This is a genomic window from Paenibacillus sp. sg306046 (assembly GCF_059821225.1).
The window spans coordinates 132,811-148,772 of sequence record NZ_JCAMRT010000007.1 but is presented as its reverse complement, the minus strand read 5'-3'; the positions used below and the strand labels follow the sequence as shown (position 1 = coordinate 148,772).

General features: G+C 58.8%; 12 protein-coding genes and 1 pseudogene. 7 read left to right on the top strand and 6 right to left on the bottom strand.

What is annotated here, in order from left to right; translation table 11 throughout:
• Window positions 1–113 precede the first annotated feature (113 nt).
• Window positions 114–3,842: an Npt1/Npt2 family nucleotide transporter gene (locus AC6ROY_RS09560; protein ID WP_500100065.1), complete on the bottom strand. Its 3,729-nt coding sequence runs from the start codon at window positions 3,840–3,842 to the stop codon at window positions 114–116.
• Between the two features lie 281 nt (window positions 3,843–4,123).
• Between AC6ROY_RS09560 and AC6ROY_RS09555 the strand changes: the two genes are divergently transcribed.
• A complete protein-coding gene (locus AC6ROY_RS09555) occupies window positions 4,124–4,348 on the top strand; it encodes a hypothetical protein (protein ID WP_500100064.1) in 225 nt (74 codons plus the stop codon).
• Between the two features lie 170 nt (window positions 4,349–4,518).
• On the top strand, window positions 4,519–4,707 hold the full coding sequence (locus AC6ROY_RS09550; protein ID WP_500100062.1) for a hypothetical protein: 189 nt from the start codon (window positions 4,519–4,521) through the stop codon (window positions 4,705–4,707).
• A gap of 240 nt (window positions 4,708–4,947) precedes the next feature.
• Here AC6ROY_RS09550 and AC6ROY_RS09545 read toward each other — a convergent pair whose 3' ends face one another.
• Entirely contained in the window at window positions 4,948–5,769 is an 822-nt protein-coding gene (locus AC6ROY_RS09545) for a serine/threonine protein kinase (RefSeq protein WP_500100061.1), read from the bottom strand.
• Complete coding sequence (locus AC6ROY_RS09540; RefSeq protein ID WP_500100059.1) at window positions 5,766–6,719, bottom strand: TRM11 family SAM-dependent methyltransferase; 954 nt, start codon at window positions 6,717–6,719, stop codon at window positions 5,766–5,768. Before AC6ROY_RS09540 ends, AC6ROY_RS09545 begins: the two co-directional genes overlap by 4 nt.
• A gap of 177 nt (window positions 6,720–6,896) precedes the next feature.
• Between AC6ROY_RS09540 and AC6ROY_RS09535 the strand changes: the two genes are divergently transcribed.
• Window positions 6,897–7,775, top strand: coding sequence for a phosphatase PAP2 family protein (locus tag AC6ROY_RS09535; RefSeq protein WP_500100057.1), 879 nt, complete (start codon window positions 6,897–6,899; stop codon window positions 7,773–7,775).
• Window positions 7,776–7,958: 183 nt separating this feature from the next.
• On the opposite strand, the gene AC6ROY_RS09530 is transcribed toward AC6ROY_RS09535, so the two are convergent.
• On the bottom strand, window positions 7,959–9,290 hold the full coding sequence (locus AC6ROY_RS09530) for an MEDS domain-containing protein (RefSeq protein WP_500100056.1): 1,332 nt from the start codon (window positions 9,288–9,290) through the stop codon (window positions 7,959–7,961).
• 281 nt (window positions 9,291–9,571) lie between these two features.
• Here AC6ROY_RS09530 and AC6ROY_RS09525 point away from each other — a divergent pair, with 281 nt between their 5' ends.
• Entirely contained in the window at window positions 9,572–9,907 is a 336-nt protein-coding gene (locus tag AC6ROY_RS09525; protein WP_500100054.1) for a TetR/AcrR family transcriptional regulator, read from the top strand.
• A gap of 30 nt (window positions 9,908–9,937) precedes the next feature.
• Window positions 9,938–10,207 (top strand): annotated as a pseudogene (locus tag AC6ROY_RS09520) (TetR family transcriptional regulator C-terminal domain-containing protein); the annotation flags it as partial.
• A 37-nt stretch (window positions 10,208–10,244) separates the two neighbouring features.
• Here the strand turns inward: AC6ROY_RS09520 and AC6ROY_RS09515 are convergent.
• The gene (locus AC6ROY_RS09515; RefSeq protein ID WP_500100052.1) at window positions 10,245–13,424 is read right to left on the bottom strand and encodes an alpha-mannosidase; all 3,180 of its coding nucleotides are present in this window, start codon (window positions 13,422–13,424) and stop codon (window positions 10,245–10,247) included.
• Window positions 13,425–13,646: 222 nt separating this feature from the next.
• Between AC6ROY_RS09515 and AC6ROY_RS09510 the strand changes: the two genes are divergently transcribed.
• Both AC6ROY_RS09510 and AC6ROY_RS09505 read left to right on the top strand, forming a co-directional pair.
• Window positions 13,647–14,537 carry a helix-turn-helix transcriptional regulator gene (locus AC6ROY_RS09510; protein ID WP_500100051.1) on the top strand — a complete coding sequence of 297 codons (891 nt, stop codon included), beginning with the start codon at window positions 13,647–13,649 and terminating at the stop codon, window positions 14,535–14,537.
• 15 nt (window positions 14,538–14,552) lie between these two features.
• Entirely contained in the window at window positions 14,553–15,701 is a 1,149-nt protein-coding gene (locus tag AC6ROY_RS09505) for a helix-turn-helix transcriptional regulator (protein ID WP_500100049.1), read from the top strand.
• A 10-nt stretch (window positions 15,702–15,711) separates the two neighbouring features.
• Here AC6ROY_RS09505 and AC6ROY_RS09500 read toward each other — a convergent pair whose 3' ends face one another.
• Window positions 15,712–15,933 carry a hypothetical protein gene (locus AC6ROY_RS09500; RefSeq protein WP_500100048.1) on the bottom strand — a complete coding sequence of 74 codons (222 nt, stop codon included), beginning with the start codon at window positions 15,931–15,933 and terminating at the stop codon, window positions 15,712–15,714.
• Between the last annotated feature and the right edge of the window lie 29 nt (window positions 15,934–15,962).

Genomic DNA, 15,962 nt, shown 5'->3' with positions numbered 1-15,962 from the left:
CTGCTTGATTACAGGTACAGCACGAGCGTCAACCGCTAACCCGCAACCGTCCTCGGCCTGGTCGTTCCCATAATGCCCTCCGCCAACGGCCCTGACCTAAGCGGTCAGCTCGCCTAGCCTTGCGTATCCCGCAGTCGGACAGCCAGTACTCGCATCATGCTTTTCAGCACATCCAGCCGCTCGAAGCAAAATGCCAGCACCTGCTCGCGCGACAGCTGCAGCAGCAAGGTCGGCTCTGCCGCTGTACAGCTGGCGGAACGCGGCTCCCCGTCGATCAGCGCCATCTCGCCGAAGCAGTCGCCGGTGCCCAGCGTCGCCAACCGGTGGCCGTCCTCGCGATGGACATGCACGCCGCCTTCAATGATGCCGTACAGGCAATCGCCCGGCTCGCCCTCACGGACAACCGGCTCGCCCGCCTCATAACGCAGCTCGTCCACCATCCCGGCCAGCTGGACGAAATCCTCAGCCGACACGTGAGCGAACAGGCCGATGCGCTGCAGCACGAGCACACGGCGTAAAATAACGCCGCCGGAAATACCGTCGCCCCGGCCGTAACCATCCGGTCCCTGCTGACCGCGGTCCGCAGGCAGCCCGGAGGCTGCGGCCTCCGCCTGAGCTGCTGCGGATGGAGGAACGGCCGCGGTCGGCATAGCCGGGACAGCCGACTGGGCGGATGACGCTGCCGCAGCGCCCGCTGCCGGATCAGGCCGCTGCGCAGCCTCCAGGTTCACGGTGCGGAGCCTGCGGGACAAGATCGCCATCATCGACAGCGCAATTTCCCTATGGTCAAACAGCAGCTCGTAAAATTGGGCCGAGTCGAGCCTCCATAGCAGACAACGTCCTTCAGCCGTTACCGTTGCAGCCCGAACACTGCTGGTCAGCACCGCCATTTCACCGAAGCAATCGCCCGCGCCAAGCTGGCCGAGCCGCTGGCCGCCCCGACGCACCTCGGCCGTGCCCTCACGAATCATATACATCGCATCGCCCGTGTCGCCTTCGCGGACCATGTCTTCGCCGGCCTCCACTTCAATCAGCTGCAGCCGTGTCCCGAGCGCGGCCAGCTCACGACCGGTCAGCCCCGCAAATAAGCTGACCTGACGCAGCAGCCTGACGCGCTCCAGCTCGGCAGTCGCTTCAGCCAGCTCCTCGGCGGTCCAGCGGAAAATCGGCCGGCCGCTCCAATCCCGCCACGCTTCGCTATCCAGCACGCCTGAAGCCAGAATGACACGCCGCAGCCAGCTGTCTCCGATATTCAGCAGATTAAGCACGGTCTGCAGCAACGCTTCCTGGGCGGCGTCGGCCGTGGCGGCGCGCGGCACATGCGCCATCAAGCGCGCCAGCTCGGTCCGCAGCCGTCCGCTCAGAAGCTGGTCAAGCACCTCGGCTGCGCTCGCCTGACGGCGGGCGTCCCCGCCCGACCAGTTCGTCTGCACCGCCTGGATCGTCGACGGCTCATAGCTGAGCGCCAGCAGACCGAAGATACGATCAGCCGCACGCAGCCGGGCTTCCTGGGCCGCAGCCGCCAGCTCGGACAGCACCGCATGCGGCAGCAGCTGCTCCTGTCCATGCGCATATTGCCAGTACCGTTCCAGCTCGGACAGCACATAACCTTCCACTGCCGCATCAGCGGTTTCCGCCATACGCAGCTCACCTCGGCTGCGAATCGCAATCAGCGCATCAAGCAGCCGATGGCGCAGTTCCTCGTCGGCGTCCGCATAAGTATCCAGCAGCAGCGCAAACGCCTTTGCGCCGCCTACTCGTGCCAGCGCCTGCGGCAGAAAAGCAGAGCCCGGCCGCCCATCGCGAAGATGCGGCTGGAGCAGCGGCAGCAGCGCTTCTTCCTCGTAGCTTGCCAATGCATCCAGCGCTGCGGCGCGCGTCTGTCCGTCCGCCAGCAGCGGAATCATCGCCGGAACGAGCTCAGGCACCCGCAGCACCGCGGCCGATTCCAGCGCGCGCACCCGGACAAGCGCCGAGTCGTCCTGGAGCAGCGGCAGCAATGGCTTATAGAAAGAGGACAGACCGATCTGGCCGAACAACCCGGCCACCGCGACCCGCTCCTCCTCCAGGGAGCTGCTGATCAATGTCTTTAACGCGCCGACGGCTCTGAACATCCCTTCAATGCCGTAGTACAAAATCAGCCCCGCAATAGCCGCCGAACGTACGGCAATCGCTTGATCCTGCAGCCGTTCGGTCAACGGCTCCAACTGCTCCTCCCGCGCATAAGCCGCCGTCGCCAGCCAGGCCCGGGCGCGCAGCGCGGGCGACTCCGCCGCAGTAAGCAGCGCCGCCTCGGCCTCCAGTCCCGGCGGCGTATGCTGCCTGATCCAGTCCAGCGCCCGGCTCCGCACCTCAGCAGAAGGATGCCGCAGCAGAGCGGGCAGATGCGGCGCCAGCTCGAAGCCCTCCAGCTGCCCCAGCACACGCAGCGCATACAGCGCCTGCACCTCTTCGCCGCTCGCCAGCGCGTCGGTCAACAGCTTGCGGCTGGCCGGGTCCATCAGATCAAGCCGCGTTTCCTGCAGATCGAGCTCCTGGCTGCTCAGCGAGCGCAGCAGCGTACGCATATAAGCGCTTTTCAGCCTGACGGCTGCAAATATGGCAACTCCGACAGCGGCCAGCGTCACGTAGCCGAGCTGCGCCGTCGTCAATAACGGCGACAGCGCCAGCAGCAGCAAGGCAGCGAGCCCCTTGGCTCCGTTGCGCGCCACGCCGTCAAGAAAGCCCTTGGCGCGGCCCCGCCATTCCGGGGCGACAGGCAGCATAATAAGCTGATTGACCGAGGAATAGACGGTGTCGCCGATAACTTTATCCGTTCCCTTGAGCGCTACGGCCATCGCCAGCACCGGCATGATCAGCAGGCCCACACTTCCGGCCAGCAGCGCCAGCGGAAATAAGAGCAGCGCCGTCATCACGCCGAACCGCGAAATCAACGGGCCTGCCACAACCAGCTGCACAGCCAGCGCAAGCAGCCCGGAAAAGCCGTAGAAGCTGCCCATAAACCCGGCGAGCGCGTCATGCTGCAGCGTCCCTTTCAAAATAACCTTAAACTGGTAGTCGATCAGCACCAGCGCCACTACGATCGAACCAGCCATAATAGCCACATACTTCAAATGAGGCACATGCTCCATAAACGTGCGGAAGGACCCGCCGCTTGCGCCGCCCGTCTTGCTTTTCCGGCCTCCGGCCGGCGGCTTCGCCCGCGCAAACAGCTCGCTGTCCGCCCCCGCCCGCTTGCAAAGCAGCCAGACAAACACCAGTCCCAGTAACTGGAGCAGCGCATAGATGAAGATCAAATTTTCCGTGCCCAGCCCTCCGGCCAGCCCCTTCAACCCGAAGCCGCTGACGATGCCTCCGGCGATTCCTCCGCTGCCCACCAAGCCAATCATCCGTTTCGCCTTGCGCTGGTCCAGCACCGACGTCGCGAATTGCCAGAAGCAGACGATCATCAGAAAGTTCAGCAAATCAAATCCGATGTACACGGCTGGAAACACCCAATTGAAGCCGGACGCCACGCCTGCCCGCGAAAGCAACGACAGCACCCCGACCCCGCCGATCAGGCCAAGGGTGAAGCGATCCTGCCTCCAGCGGCCGCTGTATCGCTGATATAGCACGCCCGCGCCCATCAATGCAAGCGCCTGCGGCAAGTACATCCTGGACAACGCGGCCGAGTCAAACCGACTCAAAAACATCGTGTCCGCCGCCGTCCGTCCGATCGTCGATGCCGCCACGACACCAAACAAATAACCGAACAGGAGCAGCACCTTGATGTACTCTTCCCGATCCATTGTGAAGGCGGTTGTAAATCGCTCCATCCGTTTCCGCACGCTCCACCTGTCCATCCTTCGTTTCCCCATTCTGCTTCAGCCTGAATTATTAATCCCGATTTTACTACAAAAGTCCCAGGCAGCGCACTACTGAAATTTAATCGTTTGGAGAGCGCGACGGCTGACGCAGCACGTATAGTCCAGCCATTCCCGAGGAACGGTGATTCTCCAGCGGCCGGTAGCATGAGCATGTCTGCAGGCCCCACGGAGACGCTTGCCTTCCTGCAAGTCCTGTGCTACGTTCAATTCACTAGCGCAGGCGTCGCTGCCTGCATCTGAAGGAGGCTTGTCACACGATGTCGACGGAGCAATATGCCAGCCTGATCGGCGTGGTGCTGGAAAAGTTAATGCAGACGCATAAGGAGCTGCAATTTAATTACGACGGCTTGAGCAGCCTGCTCAGCCAGCATAGTGAAGAGGAACGCCGCAGCGTGCCGGAGCTGATCACCATCACCGAGCTGCGCGACGGCTATGGCGAGCTGCTGCAGACGCTGGAGCGCCGCTATCCGGGCGTCAAGTAGCAGGCGCATGGCTCCCCTTGGCCTGGAAGTAGCGCAGACAGCGCAGAGCTGTTGCTGCGCAGGGTCAGCGGGGCGGATTGCGGGTAGTGTTCGCCCGAAACGCCTGGCCTGTGTGAAACCTGACGGCGACAGCTTCGTAACACATACGGAGACCCGAAAGGAGGAGCTTTATGTTAAAACGTCTGTTGGGCAAAGTATTAAACAGCGCGCTTCACTCCAAACGCTCCCGTCGCTATGGCAGCAGCTCTGGCCGCTACCATCGTCCCGGACCTATGCGTCATTCGTCGTCAGACCGGTATCGCCAGCACCGCTCCTACGGCTCCGGCTACTATAAGAGCAGGAAGCATTCCAGCTCCTGACAAAACGGCAACTGGTCCATTCAATCCAAAGCCGGAGCGCTGCGCGACAGCAGCGCCCGAAGCCGGATAAACCGCAGCATCGCGGCCTCACCCGCCGCTTCGAACCAAGCATCGCTTTTCATCGAAAGCTGCTTCTGCTTGGCAAACTTCGCTGGCGCGGGTCAACGCCTGACTTGAGGCTTCATGATCCGGCAGCCTGCATCCCGCATGTGTACCCCCTTTGCCGACGCAAAGGGGGTTTTAACCGTCCGCCTGCTTCAGCTTGGCCGCCGCCCGCTCCAGCTCCCCGGCTAACTCGACAACACTTGAATAAGGCAGGCCGGGGCCCATCAGCCTGCGCAGCACGGCGGCCGTCTCCGGCGACAGCGTCAGCTCCTGCTGCCAGTCGCTGTCCGCCTGTCCGGCTTCCGGCGGCTCCTCATACGCGGAATACAGCAGAAACAGCAAGAAATGACCAAGCGCATACAAGTCGCTCTGCACAACAGGCAGACGGCGACATCTCTCCTCCTCGTTCTGCGGCGGCTCAAGCTCGTCCTCATCGCCGATTCGACGGGCGAGGCCGAAGTCGATCAGCTTGAGTCGGCCTTGCTGGAGCATAACATTCGGAATGCGCAGATCCAGATGCACCCACCCCTGCTCATGAATAAAGCGGACAACCGGCAGCAGCCGGGTCAGCAGCCGCAAGCTTTCCAGCTCCGTGAAGCCTCGCCCCTGCTCGAAGATAAGCGTCTCCACCGTTGCTCCGTCGACCCATTCCATCGTCAGCCAAAGCCCGCGCCCTTCCTCCAGCAGCGGTCCGCTGGCCGGAATATCGGGATGCGCAAGCGCCTGCAGCGCCTCGTGCTCCCGTCGGAGCAGCCTGCGGCCGAGCGCCCGCTTGCTGGGCTTTGCCTGCTTCAGCACCACCGTTTTATTCCCGATGCGGTCCTCGGCCAAATACGCTATCCCATAGCTGCCTTCCGCCAGAAAACGCTGGAGCCGGTAGCGGCCCTGCACCTCATAGCCAGCCTGCAGCGGGTAATCTATCCATGCCTCATAGGCTCCGCGCAAATACCGGATCAACGCGCCCCCGCCCCCTCACACACCGTGACAAACCGGCGAAAGGAGCCTTTGCGAATCTCGCAGCCGTCTATCGCCCGCAAGCCCGCTTGTGGAAGCTGGCTGTCAACCGGATCAATCGCGACAATCACGACCCTGCGCGCCAGTCGGCCAGCGCCAGTCAGCAGCTCCAGCCGATCCTTATCCGATAGCCTTGAGCATAAATTATACGGCAAGTCCAACACAGCAGCGTCATAACACCCCTCCAGCAGCCGCATATCCTGAATATGCACCTGCTGCGAATAGCCGAAATGCCGCAAATTTTCCCGCGCGCCCAGCACAGCCAGCGGATTGATGTCGAAGCCCTCCATGTCAATGCCCATCGACAGCGCTTCGAGCAAAACGGTCCCGATTCCGCAGCAAGGATCGACGGCCCGGATTCCCTCGGGCTGCGGAACGGCAATATTGGCAACGGCCCGCGCCACCCGCGTGCCGAGCGCCGTCGAATAGGCACGCGGCTTATCCTTGTGCCGCAGCCACACGGCCTCCTGCTCCTCCAGCTCGCCAAGCACCCAGCGATCCGTCAGCCGAGCCAAGCCGAGCCGGATGTCCGGCGTTCGCATCTCCGCCCGGCCGCGAATGCGCGCGCCTACAAGCCGCTCCAGCCCGCGCCGCTGCTCATAGCTCAGCCCGTCGGCAGCCAGCGGCAGGCACACAACCTTGAAGCTCGCTCCGCGCAGCTCCAGCTCTGCTGCCTGGGCGGCGATGCCTTCCGCCTCCACCGCTTCACAGCGGATATGAAGACGCTGCTTTATAAACGGGCTGCGGCTCGGATCAAGCCGCATGCCGCTTTTCATCCAGACCGCTGCCTCCGAATAAGCGCTCCCGAACAAGGCCCGCTGCTCCAGCGCGCATAAATCAGCTTCGTCCTCGTGGAACGCATAAGTGTATACATAAGATGGCTTCTTTTCCATCGAAGACCCCGCTTTCCGGCCGTCACCGCGGCCTTTGTTGGTGTTTCGCACGGCTTCCGCACGCACGGGCAGGCTTGCCGTTACCTTGACTTACGTCAGCCGCCCAAATCGCCTATAATAAAGCTAGCCTGTACTTGTCCCACCCTTTCAATTGCGGAGCCAAGGAGCTGTACCCTGATGAATTCCCGCCGTCTCACCTTACTTGCCGCAGGCTGCGCCCTGCTTTGGATCATGCTGGCCGCCGCCTTTGGGCGGTACGACCTGGCGCTATCACAGGCGCAATATAACCCGTCCGCCGCCTGGGCCCGCTGGTTCGAGGCATACGGCGAGCATCCGCCCCTTCTGTTCGTCTGGCTCAGCGGCCAACTGCTATTCCGCACAGCAGCGGGGATGCGCTCCAAGCGGCGCAGACTGCTGCAGCGTCTGGTCGCGCTCGCTGTACAGCTGATCGCCGGACTCGCGCTTATTTATATGACCGCTGAACGCGGGCTTCACCTGAAGCTGGACAACGCCGACTGGGCCTGGGCGCTGGTAGCGCTGGCAGCGGCGGCAGTTGCCATGCAGCTGGCTTTGGCGCGACTGGACAGCGCGCTGCTGGCCCGGCTAAATACGGTGGCCTGGCTGACGCTGCTGCTTGTTGGCGCGGAGATGGCGCTTGTCCACTCGCTCAAGTCGGTCTGGGGACGCGTCCGCTTTCGCGATCTGCTGCCCGATGCCTCCGGGTATACCGCCTGGTACATGCCGATGGGCGCAACCGGCAACCGCTCCTTCCCGTCCTCGCATGCGGCCAACAGCTGGACGGCGCTGCTGCTTCCGGTCTATGCTGCCGCCGCCTTTGCCCGTCCGCCCCTTATCCGCGCCGCCTGGGCCGCCGCCTTACTCTGGGGCGCTGCGACCACCTACAGCAGGCTTGTGCTCGGCGCTCACTACGCGTCCGATCTGCTCGTCGGCTCCAGCATCACGATTTTGCTATTCCTGCTGCTGCGCCGCCTGCTAGTCGGCGAACAGTCAGCCTCGCTGCCCGGCTACAAGCAACGAAGGGACCTTTCCTCCTGACGAGGAACAGGTCCCTTTGTTTCCGGCAGGCCCGCCTACAAGCAGGCTCGTGACGAACCCGCGCGCCGGACACCAGATGCAAGTGCAACGAATCGTTAAAGCCTCTGCGGTTGAAAGCGGCTATACAGGCAACCCGTCCGCCGCCTGCTGCTGCACAAATCGACATTGTCGATGCCAACGAGCCTAGGCAGAGTCGGCCGCGGTCGCGGCATGCATCGGAAGCCTCACCGTCATCTTAGTGCCTTCGCCCAGCCGGCTCAGTACCTCGATCTCGCCCTGATGATGCTCTACCAGCTGCTTGACCATAAACAGACCGATGCCTTGTCCGCCCTTCTGGTCATTCGTTTTCTCGTACTTCTGGAACAGCCGTAGCAGCTGGCCTTCATTCATCCCGACGCCAAAATCCTCCGTCTCCAGGATCAGGAACCCTTCTTCGCAGCGCGCTGTGAAATAGACGGGCCGACCTTCCTCGCTATATTTAATCGCATTGCTGATAATATTCGAAACAATAAGCTTAAATCCCGTCACATTGCTCAGCAGCCGTTCGTGGCCCTCCAGCTCAATACGGTGATCGAACTGAATATTTTGGGTCCGCGCCTTCACATCCATCATTTCCATGACTTCCAGCAGCAGCTCCCTGGGCACGGTCAGCTTCCGCCGCCATAACGAATCCGTGGACAGCATCTGCTCCGTGTTGATAATATGCGAAATTTCATTGTCGATTAACATCACATAGTCGCAGATCGCCTTCAGCTTGTCGCGGTCCTCCGGGTCCTTCACCTTGCTCATCAGCAAAGTCGAATACGCCTTGATCACCGTCAGCGGATTACGCACCTCATGCGACACGACGTGGGCAAAATCCAGCTTCTGTCTGTACAGATCCATCTGCGATTCCAGGTCCTGCTGCGTTGCATGCAGAAGCGATTCCGGCTGCTTAACCGAACCAGGCTGGTACAGCGTGGACACGACCAGCGTCTCGTCGGTCATGAAATACGGGTGCGTCTGCAGCGCTTTCAATTGAACGGACGCAGGCACCTGCTGAGCATCGTAAGCGCAGACCGTTATAAAGCTCTGCTTGCTCAGCTTCTGCTCACAGAACGCTTCATAGGCTTGCAGCTTGTTCATCAGATCAGCCTGTGACTTCCAGCCGACATGTCCCCATACCCGGACATCCTGCTGCCGCTCGATGTACGGTCGAAACAGCCGGATAATCTTCTCCGTTACATAATCCTTGTCCAAGTCCCGATCCACTTCGCAGAAATCGGCTTGGCTGATGAAATGCACATCATCACGCCAGTTTGGCGTGTCGAGCCTGGCGGTCAGCTCGCGCTCCATCGCCTCGTGCATTTCCAGGGTGTCCACCAGAACGATCCGCTGACCGACCTGCAGCCCCGACGAAATAAAGGAAACCGCGTTGTCGATATATTTGTCGCGCTCACAAAAAAAGTACAAAATATGCGAACCGCTTTGTACATGAAGCTTATTGGTTAAAGGGATGCTGTTATGCGGAGCCATTCTTGTTCCTCCGATTTGTTCGTTTCCTTCGGCCGGTTCGAGACGAACGAGAGACCTCCTGCAAGCAGTCCTCACGAATTCGACATCAGCGCGCATAAGGATCATGGTAAACACCGTAAGACCTTACTTTTATTATATCTGTCCGAGGTGAAAAGACAACGGAATATCCCGATATTCCGTGCTGAATACCAGAAAAATGATCGAAAAAGCTACAAAATTCGCAGGCTAAACGTGTTTTGACCCTATTTGACTACAGTATTTTAGCACTGTATAGTGCTATCATGAAAACCAAACTTTCGAATCGTAACCGAATTCTCGATGTCGCTTCCGTTTTGTTTTTGACCAAAGGTTATGCCGCAACGTCTATGGATGAGCTGGTTAAGGCCAGCGGGGTCGCCAAAACAAACATTTATTATCATTTCGGGAGCAAGGAGGACCTGCTGGGGGCCATTGTGGACCGGATGATGGCGCACTACGAGGCAATGGCGCTGCACGTCGCAGGCATGAGGGAGCTGACGATCGCCGACAGGCTGGAGCGGCTGCTTCACGCTCTCTTTGAACAAAATAAGGAAACGGCCAGTCTCGGAGGCTGTCCCTTCCTGACGCTGTATACCTAGACAGCCGCTGAATGGCCGCAGGGCCGGGAGCGAATCGGACAGTTTTTCCAGCGCCAGCTTGAGCTGATCGAACAGCTGCTGCAGCGGGGTGTGGCGCAAGGAGAGTTCGCCGCGACACTGCCTGTCGCGCAGTTGGCTTCCGTGCTCCTGTCGGCGCTGGAGGGCGCTTACCGTCCGGCCCATAACCGGCTGAGGAGCAAGCCGCCGCAGAAGTGCCGGCTTTGGCTCAAGCGATTCACAAAGCCTGCTCGCCGTCAGAAAGCTTCGCGCCCACGGCTTCTCCCCTACGAAAAAAAATGAAAAACCGCTCAATGAGCGGTTTTTCCCCTTTCCTGTCCTAACCGTGGACAGCTTCACTGGCAACCCGGAACGTCAAAATTTCATAAGGACGAATTTCAAAAGCAACGCGCCCCTCAACAGCAGACAGCTCCGCCTCTGCATGCTCCAGCAGATTGCAGGCATACACAGCGGCATTGCCCAGCTGCGGCAGCTGTAAAGACGCTTTGGTGCGCCGGCCGTGCGCCTCATACACCCGAATGATCATGTCGCCGTTTTGCTCCGCTTTTTTGATCACCTCGATGATGACGTTGTCGCGATCAACGGAAGCAAGGGAGCATTCCGACGGCAAATCTCCAGCCTGTACTCCGATCTCCCGAGCGTACAAAGGACGATTCAGATCGTACGCCTCCTGAATGACGCGCCCTTCCCGGAAATCCCCGGCATGCGGATATAACGCATACGTAAAGTGGTGCATTTCCTTATCCGCCGACGGATTCGGGTACACCGCGCTTTTAATCAGCGACAGCCGCACTACCGAATCGTATACATCATGCCCGTATTTGCAATCGTTCAGCAGCGCCGCTCCATAGCCGGTTTCCGCTAAATCGACCCATTTGTGGCCGCATACCTCAAACCGCGCTTCATCCCAGCTTGTATTGCGGTGCGTCGCGCGCTCCACATTGCCGTACTGAATTTCATAGACAGCCTTGTCGGTGCGAATGTCCAGCGGGAAGGCCGCCTTGAGCAGCAGCCGCTCCTCCTTCCAGTCCACCGCGGTGCGGAAGTCGATTCTGGCCGTATGGCGGTAAAACGTGATCGTCTGTTCAATGACCGAGTCCATGAAAGCTCTTCTGAGCAGCAGCGAAGCCCGGACCGGACCGTTCTCCACGCACTCAAGCTGCTGCAGATCGGTAATCTCCCACATTTTCTCCACAAACGTCTGGTCGATGTTCCAAGCCTCATATTCGGCCGGCCGGTCCTCGAACACCTGCAGCACATTGCCGCGCTCACCAGCCTTGATCAGTTGTCTTTGCTCCGACTTGTCCCACACCGAGGTCAGCTCGCCCGCTTCGTTCAGCACAATTTCATAGAAAGGCGTGTCGATCCGGTTATGCTCGAAGCGGATCAGCGGCTGATCGGCTGCAGGTACGCGATCCGTGCGGATAAGCGCAAAGCTTTTATACCCGTTCGCCGGTACGCCTGCCGCCACAAACAACAGTCGTCCGTCCTTCGTAAGCTGGCAAGGCAGCTCCTGCTCTCCGTCATATACCGCCATCCGGTCATCACCCGCCGCCAGCTCCACGAGATCGGTGCGTGCAAAGCCCGTCGAATTAAAGACCACGACTTGCTGACCGTCAGAGGAAATGCGGCCTGCAATTCCGTTTAACGATTTGGTAATCAGCTCGCCGGTCAGTTGAAGCACTTCTTCATATTGGGCCTGCGAGTCGGTATACACCTGCTCAATCGAGCTGCCCGGCAAAATATCGTGGAACTGATTCAGCAGCGTCAGCTTCCAGGCGCGCTCAAGCGCAGCAACAGGGTATGCCGCTTCGTGATCCGCCCGCTGGCGAAGCGTCGCAAACAGCTCCGCGTCGGCGAGCTGGAATTCGCTCAGACGGTTGTAGCGTTTATTGCGGGCCATCGACGTATACGTCCCCCGATGATATTCCAGATACAGCTCGCCGGACCATCTCGGCACGTCCTTGTTTCCGCTTAGCGTACGCTCCAGCTGCTCGAAAAACGGTCTGACAAACGTGCGCTTGACCGCCGGAACGCCCGGCAGCCCTTTTTCCAGCCGTCTGCCCAGCTCCAGCATTTCCGAAGTCGGTCCGCCGCCCCCATCCCCATAGCCGTAACATTGCAGCACATCGGTATTCAGGCTTTTGTTCTGGTACCGCTGCCAGGTTCCTTTGACCTGACTCGCATTTAACAGTCCGTTATAGGTGGTATTGAACCCACGGCGCAGCTTGAGGTCGGGATGCTTGTCATACCCGGTCGTCGTAATGAAATGGGTCAAAATCTCCGTTCCGTCGATCCCTCTCCAATACATCGTGTCATTCGGAATCTGGTTCGTGTCGTTCCAGCCGATTTTGGTCGTCATAAAATAATCAATGCCGCTTTTCTTCAAAATTTGCGGCATCGCCGCGCTGTATCCGAAAACGTCCGGCAGCCAAAGCACCCGGTTTTCCACGCCAAACTCCTCTTGGAAAAACCGCTTCCCGTGCAAAATTTGCCGAACCATCGACTCTCCGGAAATGAGATTGCAATCCGGCTCTACCCACATCGAGCCTTCGGCTTCCCAGCGCCCTTCCGCGACCTTTTGTTTAAGCTTTTCATACAGCGGAGGGTAGTCGGCTTTCAAGTAGTCGTAGAGCTGCGGCTGGCTGGACATAAAGGTGTACTCCGGGTATTTATCCATTAAATACATGACGCTTGCGAAGCTTCGGATCACCTTCTCCCGCGTCTGATCCAGCGACCAAAGCCAGGCTACATCAATATGGGTATGGCCGATCGCGTGAACGGTCGGTACAAATTCATGCAACGGGAAACGGCCGCTGTACACCTTGTCCTGCAGAAAAGCGCGGGCTTCGAGCACGGAAGCATGAAATTCGCTGCTGCTCATCTTGCGCAGATCCAGCAGGTTGACCGCCCGGTTCAGCTCCTGAATCAGCGTCATCCGCTCCAGATGATCCTCCGGCAGCAGATCGGCCGCCTCCAGCGCAGTCCTTAGATCGTAGTACAAGTCGCTGACGTCCTGATGCTGCTCGGCTATAAAAACTTCCAAAAATACATGCTCGGCCGTGGTGCTGCAATAGCCGTATAAGGCAAGCTCAAAAACGTCCCCCTCGGAGGCTGCGGCCGTTAGCTCGATTTCCGTATGGTTGACGTCCAGCCCGCAGACCAGCTCGCCGTTAACGAAGGCCAGAAACTGGGGGTTGTCATAGTTCCAAATATCGTCGGCGCCCGTAACGACGCCGCAGATCACCTTCTTGCCCGCAAGGCTTGCCGGAATCTGCAGCTTCGTCTTGAAGACGCTATGGATGTCCTTGCCTCCCCAGCCGTCGCCTCTGCGGAAGATCGGCCATTCCTGCGGATCATCATGGACAAGCTCCCACTGGTGGTAGTCGCAGTTTTTCATATAAAGCTGCTCGGCATACACTTTTCCGCTCAGTCTGGCGGCATCGAGCTGCTTAATCAAGGTCCCGATCCGGGTATATAAGGCATTCGGTTTCATCATGACAGCCTCCTCAAAGTAAAAGCGAGTATAGAACTCGCACGTCCATCTATCGTTTCGTAAGACCGTTGTCGTTGCATCGGATCGGTCTGTTTGGGCAACCTCACTATACCAGACCCGTTTCATGGGAAACTACGTGCTTTTTGCTTACATTTATTATTTTCATTGCATTTCATGCTATAATGCGGGTATTCATTTGACAAATGAGTAAGGAAGTGAACCAGCTTGCCTGAAGCCGCATTACGCTATGAACGAGACCACGCTATCCATATTAATCAAGCCGGGGACCCGCTTTTTTATTTTTTTGATTACGGAGAGCGCTCGCATAGCATCAATATGAAATTTGAGCATTTTCACGATTTTTACGAAGTTCATATTTTAATGGAGCATACGGCCGCTCATATTATCGAAGGCGATCTGTATGACATCCAGCAATATGATATCGTGCTGCTGCGGCCGGCTCTGCTGCATAAAACCCAATATCCCGAAGGCCTCCCCCTGAAGCGGCTCATTATTAATTTTGCCGTTCCGAGCGAGATACCCGGTCTTGAATCCGGCTACGCCGAGCTGCTTTCGCTGTTTCAGGAGCCGCTGCCGATCTTCCGCTTCTCTGAGGAGCTTCGCGAGGCTTTATTCGCGCCCATTAATGAAATTTTCAACTTGTCCAGACATGTGCCGCTGCTGAATGCCGTAGCCGTTCATTGCAAATTTACCGAATTTCTCTACTCCATGTATCGGCACAAGCAGGAGAACCGCTACGTTCGACAAATGCTCGGCAACTCGATAACCCAGAGAATTTACTCGATTACGGCCTATATCCACGGTCATTACATGCAGGAGCTGTCCCTGGACTTTATCTCGAAAAAATTTTTCATCAGCTCCCATTATTTATCGCATCAATTCAATAAAACGACCGGATTTACGTTGACCGAGTATATTCAGATGACACGCATTCGCAACGCGCAGCAGCGGCTGGCCAATACGACGTTAAAAATTACGGAAATCGCCGAGCAGTGCGGATTCACCAGCTTCTCGCAATTCAATCGCACGTTTAATAAGTTCAACAGCATGTCGCCCACGGCGTTCCGCCAATCCAAGAGAGCGGCTAAAGGATGAGGGGGCTGCCATGGATTGGCCTGCGTATTTGAAGCAATGGAACAAGTATCCCGCCTCCGTCCGGGATGTCCGGGACCTGGAGCTGCAGCCGGGGAGCCGCTGCGCGACTATCGCTTGCCGGGCCATGCCTTCCTTGTGATCCTCCGCGGTAAAGTCCGGGCCACGCTGGACGGCGGCGACTGCCCCGCCCTCGCCGCCGGCATGCTGCTTCACGGCTCCAAGGGAGCTGTACTGACGATGCAGGCGGGCACGGCCGGCGCAGCCTGCAAGCTGGTGCTTTACAGGCATGGCCCTGCCGCTTCGGTTCGCTCCGCCGGGACCGGACTGCCCTTATCGGCGCCCTACGCGTTTCAGCCCGTCGATCCGGGAGCTCTGCTGGTCCTGCTGGAGCGTATGCACCGGCACTGGTCCGCAGGCGACGAGCTGAACCGGCTTATGACGACGTCGTTATTTTATCAATGGGTACACGAGCATTTTCGTCAGCTCGCAGCAGCGGTTGATCAGGAGGAGCAGCCGGAGCTGGCCGAGCGCATCGCGCGGTACATCGACGAACGGATCGACGAGCCGATCTCGCTTGAGCAGATGGCCGGACTGTTCCATTACAGCACGCGTTATTTGGCTCGTGTATTCAAGCGCAAGCATGGATGCAGCCCAAGCGACTACATGATCCGCAAGCGGATCGAGCTGAGCAAGCGTATGCTGGAGACGACCGAGCTTGGCATCCGCGAGGTGGCCGCCAACGTAGGCTATGCAGACCTGTACTACTTTAATCGGCTGTTCAAAAAGCAAACCGGGCTAACGCCGCGGCAGTACAAGCTGCAGCAGACGATGCTCACAGGTTCCATTCGTCCGACAAACAGGTCCGAATCGCTGCTTGTTATCGGCCGACCATCCAGGTACAGTATTGGTGACAACGATAATTATTATCAATATGAGTCTTGGAGGGGTCCTTACATGAAACATCAGCTGCAACCCGTGCTGGCGCTCAGCCTGCTACGCGCGCTGCTTTTATTAGTATCCGGATGCAGCAGCTCCGGCTCGGGAGAGGCCGCGGCTGGACAACCGTCGCAGCCAGCCTCCTCTCCCCCGGCGTTGAGAACGCATACGGATGCCCTCGGGCGCAGCGTGCAGCTTCCCGCAGCTCCGCAAAAGCAGTTGTCCTGACGTATGGCGGCTATTTGCTGCCGCTGGGGCTTAAGCCGGTTGGCGTGGGCAAAAACGTGCTGAAGCTGTATCCGCAGGAAATGTCCGGGGTCGCCGACAGCAAGGCGTCGACAAGCTGATCCAGCTCATTGATGCCAGCCAGAAGCCTTAAAGCGACGCAGACTGCCAGACTGCGTGCCAAGCCAAGCCAAGCCAACGCCCCTTCGATAAACCCGAAGGGGCTTATTTCCATTGACCGGTTGTTTCGTCTCGCCAGGTTGA